At 61.6% G+C, this 12,691-nt stretch carries 10 protein-coding genes and 2 pseudogenes; 7 read left to right on the forward strand and 5 right to left on the reverse strand.

Going from position 1 to position 12,691, the window contains the following annotated elements; translation table 11 throughout:
• Positions 1-443: 443 nt before the first annotated feature.
• Positions 444-1,484: an aldo/keto reductase gene (locus CFB17_RS13830; protein WP_088562153.1), complete on the reverse strand. Its 1,041-nt coding sequence runs from the start codon at positions 1,482-1,484 to the stop codon at positions 444-446.
• A 223-nt stretch (positions 1,485-1,707) separates the two neighbouring features.
• Between CFB17_RS13830 and CFB17_RS13835 the strand changes: the two genes are divergently transcribed.
• Positions 1,708-2,751, forward strand: a complete 1,044-nt coding sequence (locus tag CFB17_RS13835; protein WP_088562154.1) for an NAD(P)-dependent alcohol dehydrogenase — start codon at positions 1,708-1,710, stop codon at positions 2,749-2,751.
• A 50-nt stretch (positions 2,752-2,801) separates the two neighbouring features.
• Here CFB17_RS13835 and CFB17_RS13840 read toward each other — a convergent pair whose 3' ends face one another.
• Positions 2,802-3,962, reverse strand: coding sequence for an NAD-dependent formate dehydrogenase (locus tag CFB17_RS13840; RefSeq protein ID WP_088562155.1), 1,161 nt, complete (start codon positions 3,960-3,962; stop codon positions 2,802-2,804).
• A 142-nt stretch (positions 3,963-4,104) separates the two neighbouring features.
• Complete coding sequence (locus CFB17_RS13845) at positions 4,105-5,055, reverse strand: LysR family transcriptional regulator (RefSeq protein WP_088562156.1); 951 nt, start codon at positions 5,053-5,055, stop codon at positions 4,105-4,107.
• Positions 5,056-5,664: 609 nt separating this feature from the next.
• On the opposite strand from CFB17_RS13845, the gene CFB17_RS13855 reads away from it, so the two are divergent.
• From CFB17_RS13855 to CFB17_RS13870, 4 genes are read left to right on the forward strand one after another with little or no spacing between them, the layout of a single operon-like run.
• Positions 5,665-6,468: a metallophosphoesterase family protein gene (locus tag CFB17_RS13855; RefSeq protein ID WP_207762099.1), complete on the forward strand. Its 804-nt coding sequence runs from the start codon at positions 5,665-5,667 to the stop codon at positions 6,466-6,468.
• Positions 6,458-6,817, forward strand: coding sequence for a cupredoxin domain-containing protein (locus tag CFB17_RS13860; RefSeq protein ID WP_207762100.1), 360 nt, complete (start codon positions 6,458-6,460; stop codon positions 6,815-6,817). Before CFB17_RS13855 ends, CFB17_RS13860 begins: the two co-directional genes overlap by 11 nt.
• A gap of 45 nt (positions 6,818-6,862) precedes the next feature.
• A complete protein-coding gene (locus CFB17_RS13865) occupies positions 6,863-7,438 on the forward strand; it encodes a sigma-70 family RNA polymerase sigma factor (protein WP_207762101.1) in 576 nt (191 codons plus the stop codon).
• Positions 7,428-8,168, forward strand: a complete 741-nt coding sequence (locus CFB17_RS13870) for an anti-sigma factor family protein (RefSeq protein WP_088562159.1) — start codon at positions 7,428-7,430, stop codon at positions 8,166-8,168. The genes CFB17_RS13865 and CFB17_RS13870 overlap by 11 nt, the downstream gene beginning before the upstream one ends.
• A 506-nt stretch (positions 8,169-8,674) precedes the next feature.
• On the opposite strand, the pseudogene CFB17_RS19965 reads toward CFB17_RS13870, so the two are convergent.
• Positions 8,675-9,310, reverse strand: a pseudogene (locus tag CFB17_RS19965) (MFS transporter); the annotation flags it as partial.
• Between the two features lie 365 nt (positions 9,311-9,675).
• Positions 9,676-10,569, reverse strand: a complete 894-nt coding sequence (locus tag CFB17_RS13875) for a LysR substrate-binding domain-containing protein (protein WP_088562160.1) — start codon at positions 10,567-10,569, stop codon at positions 9,676-9,678.
• Positions 10,570-10,676: 107 nt separating this feature from the next.
• On the opposite strand from CFB17_RS13875, the gene CFB17_RS13880 reads away from it, so the two are divergent.
• Positions 10,677-11,672, forward strand: coding sequence for an aldo/keto reductase (locus CFB17_RS13880; RefSeq protein ID WP_088562161.1), 996 nt, complete (start codon positions 10,677-10,679; stop codon positions 11,670-11,672).
• 47 nt (positions 11,673-11,719) lie between these two features.
• Positions 11,720-12,637: pseudogene (locus CFB17_RS13885) on the forward strand (MBL fold metallo-hydrolase); the annotation flags it as partial.
• Positions 12,638-12,691: the final 54 nt, after the last annotated feature.

The raw sequence follows: 12,691 nt of genomic DNA on the forward strand, positions 1-12,691 counted from the left end.
TCAATAGCGATATCATGCGTCACGCTACCTTCACGCCGACCATGAGCCGCCGATATTACTTACGCCACTGCCGTTATACGGCATTATTACTCGTTAATATTAATTACAATAACTTGGTCTACGTCAGTATTTATTAGGACTTACCTTTGTGTATTGCATTTACACAGACTAGGTCATGCTCTTGATTAACCGAAGAAAGTGAGTCTCCGGTCCATACGACGTCGATCCCACCCAGGCATCGGAGGCAAGGACATTTATCACTTCGATGACGACGATCCGCATTCACGGCTTTACGACGTTCGGTGCCTCCTGGTTCTCCTGAAAGACCGCCAGCCCTCTTTCGCCAGATCGTGCCATTGACAAGGAAAGACGAAGACGGATGGCGCTGCTTGGCAAAGCGGCGCCATCCGTCGGCCTTCGCGAGGCAGGGCTCCGCTATCGGTTCACGATCCGGGGTTGAAATCAACGGGGCGACGATCGCGGCTTTGGCGCTCGATCATCCAGCCCGGATATTCGGGCGGCAGTGCGCTGACCGCGTTCAAGCGTGATAGTTCGGCCTCGCTCAACCGCAGGCGCGTGGCCGCCAGATTGTCGTCGAGCTGCTCCACCGACTTGGCGCCGATGATGACCGTGGTTACCTGCTCTTGATGGAGGAGCCAGCTTAGCGCCACTTGGGCAATCGAGACGCCATGCGCCTCGGCAATCGGACGCATGGCGTCGATGCACTCGAAGGCGCGAGGGCGGTCGACGGGCGGGAAGTCGAAGTCGAGCCGCCGGGCACCTGTCGGGCCTTGCCCATCGCGATCATATTTGCCCGTGAGCAGGCCACCGGCCAGCGGACTCCATACCATCAACCCGACCTTCTGGTCGGCCAGGAGCAGCACGAGTTCGCGCTCAAGGTCGCGACCGGCGATGGTATAATAAGCCTGGAGTGACTGGAAACGCGACCAACCAAAGCGCTCGGCGATACCCAGCGCCTTCATAATCTGCCATGCTGGCCAGTTCGAGCAACCGACATAGCGGACCAGCCCCGCCCGGGTCAGATCCTCCAGCGCGCGCACGATCTCGTCCACGGGCGTGACCTTGTCCAACCCGTGGATCTGATAGAGGTCGATATAGTCGGTGCCGAGACGCTTCAAGCTGGCCTTGACGCCGTCCATGATGTGACCGCGCGAGGCGCCCCGGCCGTTGGGCCCTGGCCCGACCTTGCCATAGACCTTGGTCGCCAGCACGACCTGCGAGCGCTCGATGCCGAGATTGCGCAGGGCACGGCCCGTGATCTCTTCCGAGAGCCCCTCGGAATAGACGTCAGCCGTATCAACGAAGTTGATGCCGGCGTCGACGGCACGCCTAACCAAGCTATCGGCGACCCCCTGGTCGAGCTGGCCAATCGCGGTCCAATAGCCCCTGCCGCCAAATGTCATCGTCCCCAAGCAAAGCTCCGAGACGAACAGCCCCGTGCGTCCAAGCTCAAGATATCGCATCACACGCGTCCTTCGGCTAATCCTCGCGTCACGCAGCCGGTTTTTCACCAACGACCGTGCGACCACTCTCGCATTCGCGATATACAGTTTTATATAGCGAAATGGGCCCGTTTCGGACCCGGCTTTCCGCCGTCGCGTTAGTGTGGCGACGTCCACACTCGGCCGACGCCGGCGGTTATGCCTCCAATTTCAGTCATTCTCTTTGTGATCAAGGAACATGCCCATGTTCTCCTGCGTCGGCTACGGCACAAAGGCGAGCGAGCAGCCACTCGGACCGTTCTCGTTCGAACGGCGCGACTGCGGACCGCGCGACGTGCAGATAGATATACTCTATTGTGGCGTTTGCCATTCAGATTTGCATCAGGCCCGCAACGAGTGGGGCAATACCATCTATCCTTGCGTGCCCGGACACGAAATCGTCGGCCGGGTGGCCAGAGTCGGGGCGGAGGTTACCCGCTTTAAGGAAGGCGACCTTGCCGGCGTCGGCTGCATGGTCGATTCCTGCCGGACATGCGCGGCTTGCAAGGAAGGCCTGGAGCAGTATTGCGAGCAGGGCTTCACCCCAACCTATAACGGCAACGATCCCTCGGGCGGTCCGACCTTCGGCGGATACGCCAAGGCCGTCGTCGTGGACCAGGACTTCGTCTTGAAGGTACCGGCCAATCTCGATCTGGCCGGCGTGGCCCCCCTGCTCTGTGCCGGGATCACAACCTACTCGCCTTTGCGCCATTGGCAGGTGGGACCAGGCCAGAAAGTCGGCATCGTCGGACTGGGCGGCCTTGGTCACATGGGGGTCAAACTGGCCCACGCCATGGGTGCCAGCGTCGTACTGTTCACGACCTCACCCGGCAAGTCGGAGGATGCCAGACGCCTGGGCGCGGACGAGGTCGTCATCTCGAAGGACGAGGCACAGATGGCGGCGCATGCCAACAGCTTCGATCTCATCGTCGACACCGTTGCAGCGCCCCATGACATCAACAGCTATCTGGCGCTTCTCAAGCGCGACAAGACGCTGGTTCAGGTCGGGGCACCCGGTGAGCCTTTGGCCGTGCAGGTATTCAATCTGATCATGAAGCGCCGCAGCTTTGCGGGCTCTCTCATCGGCGGCATCGCCGAGACCCAGGAGATGCTCGATTTTTGCGCCGAGCATGGCATTACCGCGGACATCGAGATGATCGCCATTCAGGACATCGAGGCCGCTTACAGCCGCATGCTCAAGAGCGATGTGAAGTATCGCTTCGTCATCGACATGCAGACTCTGCAATAGAGCGTCGCATCCCGGGCAGCCACGGCTGCCCGGGATGAAGCCCGTTCGAGCTATTTCTTGACGCTATAGGAATGAGCGCCGGTACCGGCAAGCTTGCCGCTGTCGACGATGAGATACTCATCGCGGATCGGCTTGCCGGCGAAATAATCCTCGAGGATCTCGCGTGTGCCAGCCGCGTATCGCGCCTGGGCCGAGAGGGTCGTCCCCGAGATATGCGGCGTCATGCCCTGATGCGGCATGGTGCGCCAGGGATGGTCGGCCGGCGCTGGCTGTGGAAACCAGACATCGCCCGCATAACCGGCAAGTTGGCCGCTTTCCAGCGCCCGGACGATGGCATCACGATCGCAGATTTTAGCCCGCGCTGTGTTCACCAGATAGGCGCCGCGCTTCATCTTGCCGAGCAGCGCGTCGTTGAACAGACCTTCCGTTTCCGGATGCAGTGGGGCGTTGATCGTCACGACGTCGCAATGCGGCGCCATGTCGGCCGCCGTTGGGTGGAAAGTGAGGTTCAGCTCCTTCTCCACTTCTGCCGGCAGACGGTGACGATCGGTGTAATGCAGGTGCACGTCGAAAGGCTTGAGACGACGCAGGACCGCAAGGCCGATACGTCCGGCCGCGACCGTGCCCACATGCATTGCCTCGAGATCGTAGGCGCGCGCCACGCAATCGGCGATGTTCCAGCCGCCTTTCCTCACCCACTCATGCGACGGCAGATAATTGCGCACGAGTCCCAGGATCATCATGACCACATGTTCGGCCACGCTGATGCTGTTGCAGTAGGTGACCTCGGCGACGGTCACCTTGTGCTTGATGGCCGCGTCGAGATCGACATGGTCCGAACCGATGCCAGCTGTCAGTGCCAGCTTCAGCTTCTTGGCCTTGGCGATTCGCTCGGCCGTCAGGTAGGCCGGCCAGAACGGTTGCGAGATCACGACCTCCGCGTCGACGAGTTCCTTCTCGAAGACCGAATTCGGGCCTTCCTTGTCGGAGGTGACGACGAGCTCATGGCCTGCTTTCTCGAGGAAGCTGCGCAGGCCTAGCTCACCTGAGACGCTTCCGAGCAGCGCGCCGGGCTGAAAGTCGATTGCCTTCGGGGTCGGCAGCGTCTGGCCGCCGGGGTAGTGATCGATCTTAGGCAAATCGTCGCGCGCATAGGTCTTTGGTTGACCATCGACAGGATCAGCATAAAGGACACATAGTACTTTTGCCATGTCCAGCCTCCTTTTTATTTAAAAGAAAATTGCAGACGCACATGACGTTCTCTTTAGAGAACTCCGCGTCTGACCCCTTCTTCTAGGGCTTCAGCAAAATGATCTGATCGCTATCTTATTCAAATAAAAGTTTTGGATCACCTCATTCAAATTTATGATGACCGTTCAAGATGACGTGACGCGTGGATGCGGCGAGACGGTCGGCCATGACATGGCCGAGCTGTTCCTGATCGATCGCCTTGAGGAAGGCCTGGACGGCCGTCGATGGCATCCGGTCGGTAAAGACGACGCCGATCGTGAATCCGACCGCCTCGTCATGCAGTTCCAGGGCCGCTATGCCCTCGGGCAGGTCGAAGGTCAAAAGGAAGCTCTCGGGCACGATGGTGGAGAGCCAGCCGACCCTTAGATGGCCGGCAAGAGCCGTTAGGGAATCGACTTCGATCCGCGGGCGCACCGCCACGCCCGCTTTGTCGAGATTGAGATCGATGATGCGACGGTTCTGCATCCTCTGCGTCAGCAGGCAAAGCGGCAACTGGCCAAGATCGGCCCAGTGAACCGGACCTTGCAGCCCACCAGCCTGCAAGGCCGGCGTCAGCAACAAATAGCGTTCGCGATAAAGGGGCACATGCTGGACATGGGCGATCGGCTCGTTGTCGATATAGGTGATGCCCGCGTCGAGATCGAAGGTTCTAAGGTCGCGCTCGATCTCCAGCGAGGATGCTGAGACCAGGTTCACGCGCGCGTGCGGATGGGCGGCGCAGAACGGTCCCGTCAGCCAAGGCAGGATCGGCATCGCCACCGGGATGGCCCCCAGCCGTAACGCGCCGGTGAAGCCATCCGCCTGCTTCAGGTCGTCTCGCATCGCCTGGTAGTCGTTCAAGATGCCGCGCGCCCACCGCAGCACGCGCTCGCCCTCAGGCGTGAAGCCGCGAAAACGCTGCCCCCGCTCGACGATCAGGACCCCCAGTTGCTCCTCGAGCTGCTTGATGCCGGTCGACAAGGTAGGTTGCGCCACATGGCACGATGCTGCCGCGCGGGCGAAATGCCGTTCACTGGCAAGAGCGATAAGATAGCCAAGCTGGCGGATGAACATGATCTAAGCTTGTTGATACCAGCCGCATGAAGGGGTCGGCCTGCCGGCCTGCACGTACCGTGTCGCTCGCTATATACGACTGAATATATCGTGATGAAAAGCTCACCCCCGGGCTCGATCAGCGCGGCGCGCCGCGGCGAAGCCCTCTTCTTTCACCCGGCATCGGAACCGCCGTCACGCCCGACCCTGGTGCGATCGCCGCCGGCATCGGATCGACAGCCGCGATGGCCGAGCTGACGTGCATCGGTCTTGCCATCTTGATGCAAGGCCCAGCCTGGCCGGGGGCCCATGAGCGTCGCCAGCCACGCTTGCGACCTGGCAGGCGGTTTGCTCGAGTGCATGCCGCGCCTGCGATCGCAAGGATGGGGAAGAAGCGGCAGGCTGACTTGACGACGATAAATGAATTCGCCGGCATGCGCGAATAAACGTGTTGGAATCCTTGTCTCTCATCCATGAACCATGGGAGGCTCAAGCGTGCCGGACTCTCGTAAGATGACCTCGTCTTCGAGGCGGGGGCTGCTTAGATGCATGGCATGGGCCGGCTGCGGCGTCCGCTGGACCGTGATAGGCGGCGTGCCCACGGCTCGCATGCTGGATGGGGACGCCGCCATGGCGACTAAACCTGCTGGCCTGAGCTTCATGCAGATCAGCGACAGCCATATCGGCTTTGCCAGCCAGCCAAACATGGATGCGAGCCAGACCCTAGCCGAGGCAATGGCACTGGTGCGGGCGCAAAAGGCCGACGCCGCCTTCATGATCCATACCGGGGACGTCAGCCAGCTCTCGAAGCCGGAGCAGTTCGACAAGGCAGCGGCACTGGTCGAGGCAGCCGGCCTCGAGACGCACTATGTGCCGGGCGAACATGATGTCTTGGTGGATGACGGCAAGGCGTTCTTCGCCCGTTTCACGCCCGCGGGCTCGCGTGGATGGTATGCCTTCGATCAGGCGGGCGTGCATTTCATCGCCCTTAACAATGTCCAGGACCTCAAGCCAGGAGGCCTTGGCAATCTCGGCGCCGCGCAACTGGCCTGGCTCAAGGACGATCTGAGCAGGCGAGCCGACAGCCAGCCCATCGTTGTCTGCGCGCACGTGCCGCTCTGGACCGTCAGCCAGGAATGGGGCTGGGGGACCGACGATGGCCTGCAGGCGCTGGCACTCCTGCGGCGCTTCGGCTCGGTCACGGTCCTGAACGGGCATATTCATCAGGTCATGCAAAAGGTCGAGGGCAATGTCGCCTTCCATACCGCCCGCTCGACCGCCTTTCCGCAGCCCGCTCCCGGCACCGCCGCATACCCTGGTCCGATCAAGGATCTGCCGCCCGGGCGGCTCAGATCGACACTTGGCATCACGCGCATCCAGGCGGTTCGGACGTCGAGTCCGTTGGCAATCATCGATACGCCGCTTGGCGCCTGAATCCTCCGACCTGGAGACGAATTTGCGACATTCCTATCCCGTGATCGCGTCAACCTGCCTTTTTCTCGTCGTCATGGCGCTGCCAGCTCATGCCGACGACGTAGCTGTCGACATTAAACATTTTACATTTTATCCAGCCTCGATCACGGTGCCTGCCGGCACCCGCGTGGTCTGGACCAACCATGACGATACTCCGCACACCGTTGTCGACGCCGCCGAGCCCAAGGTCATCCGATCGCCGCCGCTCGACACCGGCGATTCCTATGCTCGCCTGTTCGCGGCACCCGGGATCTATGACTATTTCTGTTCCTTGCATCCCCACATGCAAGGCACGATCGTCGTCGAATAGAAAGTGGCTCATGATCGTGAGCGAAGGTCTCGATGAGGCGCGCGCGTGAAATGGCCATTCGGTGTCCGGACCAGCCCCGCGACCGAAACTTCGGAGCGAAGTTTTCGCGATGTCGTCATGCCGCACCTGGACAGCGCCTATGCACTCGCTCGCTGGCTGGTCCGCGATCCGCATCTAGCAGAAGACGTCGTGCAGGACGCGATTTTACGCGGGCTTAGCTACTTCGCCTCTTTTCGTGGCGGCGACGAACGCGCTTGGCTGATGCGTATCGTGCGTAATACCGCGTATTCGGCTCTTGCCGCCCGAGCCCGCTCCAAGGGCCGGCCGGTCTCGTCTTATGAATCCCTGGACGACGCGGCGGCATTGGAGGTGGTGGATCCCGGCGACGATCCCGAGCTGGCTCTTATCCGCCAGGCCGAGCGGGCAGCACTCGAACAGGCTATCCTGGCCCTCCCCGTCGAGCTGCGCGAATGCCTGGTGCTCAAGGAATTCGAGGAATTGTCCTATAAGGAGATCGCCACGATTACGGGCGTGCCGATCGGTACCGTCATGTCGCGCCTCTGGCGCGCCCGCCGTACACTGCAAGACCGGATGTTGGAAGGCGCGTCCCATGACGCCTGAACAGTGCAGCGAACTGGCGCTTTTGATCCAGGCCGACATCGATGGCGAACTGCCGGCCGCCGAAGCTGCGAACGTAGCCAAGCATGTCGAGGCTTGCCCATCTTGCGCCACCTTACAACAAGATCTGCTTGAACTCTCAGGGCGCATCCGCGAAATCCGCTCGCCAACGGCGCCGCCCGCCCTGAAGGCCGCCATTGCCGAGAGGCTGGGCGCCCCAGCGCCGAGACGACCGGCTGCGGGACGACGCGCATGGTTCGCGGGCGGCCTCTCGCTTGGGGTGGCTCTGGCAGCCAGCCTTCTCGTCTTCGCTTGGCTGCCTAAGGCTGACATGGCACCGGACGTGGTCGTGGCCGCCCATATCCGCGCCCTCCAGCCCAGCCATCTCATGGACGTCGTTTCGACAGACCAGCATACGGTCAAGCCCTGGTTTGCCGGTCGCCTCCCCTTCTCGCCACCGGTCAAGGACCTGACCGCCCAGGATTTCAAGCTGGTCGGCGGCCGCCTCGACTATCTGCCCGGCCAGACCGCGGCCACGCTCATCTATCAACGTCGCCAGCATCTGATCGACCTCTTCGTCTGGCCCACGCCACCGACGCCGGACAAGGCCCCGGCCAATGGCAGCCGCGAGGGCTACAATTTTTTTCGCTGGCAGGCGGGCGGCATGACCTTCTGGGCGGTCTCCGATCTGAACAGTCAGGAACTCGCCCAGTTCGCCAACGCCTGGCGCTAGCGGCTCGCAAGCTGCCGGCAGGGGGCGGTCGGCGTCTCAAGACACTGTTCTTGAAGTGCGATCGCAATGGCGCCGCCGCTCGCGGGCCAGGGGTAAGCGATCGTTCGCCTTGCTAGAAAATCATGGTCACTATAGGGCCTGAGCTTGATGAGGGAGAGGCCCGCGAGCTCTCAGGGCGCGCCAGCGCCGAGCGCGCTCGGCCCGACGACGCTCATCTTGGCGCCATTGCCAGATGCAAAAGATGTGAAGCCCGCAGAGCATGAGGCCGGACGACTGAGCCCGGGTCACGGCACTTCCTCCGCCGGCCCGGGGCGATCCACGTCCAGCCCGGCCGGGCACCCTTGTGCGCGGAAATATGCGCGAGCCTGCCTCAGACCGGCCAATGCGGCCAACGCACAGCTGCCCCAGAAACGTGCAGCGGTCCGGCGCTCGTACCAGATCGTCATACTCCTTGGAGATGTCCTGGTTGGTGAAGCCCTCAGGGTTCTTTTTAATTACTGTGGCGAGGGGCGCCGTTCCACGCGCCGCTCCTCGACGAGCCAACGGAACGTCGGGTTCTCGTGGATGCCAAGGCGGATAAAGAGAACGATGCTGCGCAGGAAGGGAATGCGCCAGCTCTAAACCAGGAACTGAACGCCGCAGACGGAGCCACAGGCCAGCAGGGCTAGGTTGGCCATGAAGAGGTCGGTCGGGACGCCTAGTTGCGGCCAGGCGGCGACGAAGTCTCGATTATCGTCGCTCTTGGTCCATTCCAGGGCGAGGAGGACCGATCCGCCCTACTCGCCACCTACGCCTTGAACGAAGCGCAGCAAGGTTAAGAATACGGCGCCTGAGATGCCGATGGGCATAGATGGGCAGGAGCGCCACGAGAGAGGTCGCGATGGCCAGGAGAGTCAAAGTGGCGATCAGCGCCGCCTTGCGGCCGATGCGATTGCCATAATGGCCCAAAAAACGGCACCGATATGTCTTGCGACAAAGTCTAGCACATAGACAAGAAAAGCCCGCAGCGTTCCGACCAGCGGTCAACCCGGGGGAAATAGAGTAGAGCGAAGACGAGACCAGTCACCGTGCTGTAGAGGAAGAAATCATACCATTCAATCGGTCGTGGCGGCAATGACGGCGCGACGTCGCTGGAGGCGCACTTCGGGGTGGCGACCGCCGGATCCTCGCCCACAGGCGCTCTGATTGCCGATATTCTTGTTGTTCCCTGATCATTGTTTTTCTGTCAGCTCGATCGCGACCGCTTGCGATGGAGCCTTTTGCTACAGTCAACGTGAACATCATGGCCGAGTGTCCGTGGCATTCAACATATGCGTCCACGCAGGCAGACTCCGCATGGTGCAACAAGAGATGCGGCTGGATCCGGCAACAGGAAGGCTTGACCTAGGCGGCAATGCGCTCTCGCATGCGCGAAGCCGTTCGGTCGCTCCGCCATTTTAGCGCGAGGCTCTGCCGAGCCACGGCTGATCGCGGCCAGTGGATGGTCTCGGGCAAGCGCATGAATGCACTACGTTCCCTCGTGCCGAAAATAGTCGATGAAGGCCCGTAAGGCCGGCCGCATTTGATGCCGAGAGGGATAGTAAAGGTGAAAGCCACTAAAGGAAGGCGACCAATCCTCCATCGCTGTGCTCAAACGCCCCGCGCTAATATCTTCGGCTACCGTCGCCTCGAAGAGCAAGGCCAGACCCAGACCGTCCAAGGCTGCCTGCCTTATCAGTTCCTGCTGCGGCAGGACGAGATTGCCCTTGACCTCGACGCTGATGGCGTGCCCGTCGCGCTCTAATTCCCAACGGTAGATGCGTCCGCTTTCAAACCGGCGCCGGATGCAGTTATGCGCGCTGAGATCGCGGGGATGCAGGGGTGCTGGATATTTCTCGAAATAACTGGGTGCGGCGACGACGAGAGCGCGCCGCGAGCCCTCCACGGGCACGGCGATCATGTCGGCCTGCAGGCTTTCGCCCAGCCTGATCCCGGCGTCGCAACCGCTCTGGACGATATCCTCGAAAATGTCCGAAGCGCGGATATCGAGCTCGATCGCCGGATAGAGCGCGGCGAAGCCCGGCAAGCGCGGCATGATAAGTTCCTCGGCGGCGAGGAAGGGCATGGTAACCTTCAAGGGGCCACGGGGCGTGGCCCCGCCCTCCACCGCATCCGTCAGGCCCATCTCGATCTCGGCAAGCGGGCCGACGACCCGCGCGAGCAGCCGCGCCCCCTCCTCCGTCGGACGTGTGAAGCGCGTGGTCCGCGCCAGAAGCCGAAGCCCAAGACTACGCTCCAAGGCCGAGACGGCATGACTGACCGCCGAGGGAGCGATCCCGAGCTGATCGGCCGCAGCGCGAAAACCACCCGCCCTGACGACAGTGGCGAAGATAGCGAGTTGCGAAAGCTGCCTTCGATCCATTGATCGACTAATTAGATCAGCCTGATCTGGATTGCACGGATAATCATCTCTATCCGCTGAACCTATGCTCCTGGGGGTCGCCAAGCCCATCACGCAAGGAGCATCCAATGCAGCGTCGCAAACTCGGTAAAGAAAAGGTCTCGGCCATAGGGTTGGGCTGCATGGGCCTGAGCCAGGCCTACGGGTTCCAGGACGAGGCCGCCTCGACCCATTCGCTGCACCGGGCGGTGGATCTTGGCGTGACCTTCTTCGACACGGCCGAGGTCTATGGCCCGTATCGCAACGAAATTCTCCTGGGCAACGCGCTCAAGCCCTATCGCCAGCGGGTCGTCATCGCGACGAAGTTCGGCTTTATCTATAATCGCAAGCGAACCGATTTTGGCGAGATCACCGGGACCGATGGTCGACCCGAGAATGCCAGAGCCGTGGCGGAGGCCTCACTGAAGCGCTTACAGACCGACGTGATCGATTTGTATTATCTACACCGGGCGGACCCGGCGGTGCCGATCGAGGATAGTGTCGGTGCGATGGCCGATCTGGTAGCCGAAGGCAAAGTCCGCATGATCGGCCTTTCGGAGGTTTCGGCCGCGACGCTGCGTCGGGCGCATGCCGTTCATCCTATCGCCGCCCTGCAGAGCGAATATTCGCTTTGGACCCGCGATGTTGAAACAAACGGCGTTCTTGCGACATGTCGGGAGCTTAAGATCACCGTCGTCCCGTTCAGCCCCCTGGGGCGCGGATTCCTGACGGGAAAGGTTCGAGATACAACCGAGCTCGAAGCTGGCGATTTTCGCCGCAACCTGCCCCGTTTCCAGGCGGGAAACATCGAGGCGAACCGCCAACTGGTGTCGGTCATCGAGAAAATCGCATCGGCCAGAGGCGTCGCCGCTGCTCAAATCGCTCTGGCATGGGTGCTGGCCCAGGGCGATGACGTCGTGCCAATCCCAGGAGCAAAAAAACTCGCGCATCTGGAACAGAATGTCACTGCCACCGACATCGTCCTGAGCCTGGAAGAGTGCCGCGAATTGGAAGTAACGTTCACGGCTGACAACGTCTCAGGCGGGCGCTACCCCGCCCTCTTCGCGGCGATGGCAGAACGATAACCCGGTTTTTCGAGACACCGGATTTAGTGCATGTGCCGGCTTGCCGTTCCGCCGCCGCATGCCGGAGGAGAGAAGGGATGACGCGCAGGCTGCCACCGAGTCCCACGGTCAAGGCCTTCTACGACGAACGCACCTCGAGCTTGCAATATGTCGTGAGCGATCCCGCCACGAATGTCTGCGCTATCATCGACCCGGTTCTCGATTTCGACGAAAAATCCGGCTCCATTGCCACGCGGAGCGCCGATGCGATCCTGGCCCACGTGACCGACAGCAGGCTTAAGGTCGCGTGGATCTTGGACACGCATCCACATGCCGATCATCTCTCCGCCACCCATTATCTCAAGGAGCGGACCGGGGCACTGACGGGTATCGGAGCGCGGGTCGTCGACGTCCAAAAGCTCTGGCAGGTAATCTATGGCTGGCCAGAACTCGCCACCGATGGCTCGCAGTGGGATCGACTTTTCGCACCCGGTAACCACTTCCTGATCGGCTCTATCGAGGCAAGCGTGATGTTCTCGCCCGGCCATACGCTGGCCTCGGTAACCTATCGCGTGGGCGACGCCGCCTTCATCCACGACACGCTCTTCATGCCGGACGGCGGCACAGCACGGGCCGATTTTCCCGGCGGCAGCGCCAAGGCCCTGTGGGCCTCGATCCAGGCCATTTTGGCCCTGCCGGACGAGACCAGGCTGTTCACGGGCCACGACTATCAGCCGGGCGGTCGCGAGGTCCGATGGGAGAGTAGCGTCAGCCTGCAAAAACGAACGAATGCGCATGTAACGGGCAAGGACGAGGCCGCCTTCATCGCCGCGCGGGAAGCCCGCGACCGCCTTTTGCCGATGCCCAAGCTCATCTTGCACGCCCTGCAGGTCAATCTGCAGGCCGGTCGCCTCCCGGCACCGGCGGCAAATGGCCGTCGCTATCTGCGCTTCCCGCTTAACGCGCTGCCGGACGCCGCGTGGTAGAAATCTTTGGTGTCTTCCGCAGATGAATTGTCGAGTTACTGCGAATAAATCGCC

Source organism: Arboricoccus pini, from assembly GCF_900187945.1.
In the GTDB taxonomy this organism is placed as follows: Bacteria; Pseudomonadota; Alphaproteobacteria; order Geminicoccales; family Geminicoccaceae; genus Arboricoccus; species Arboricoccus pini.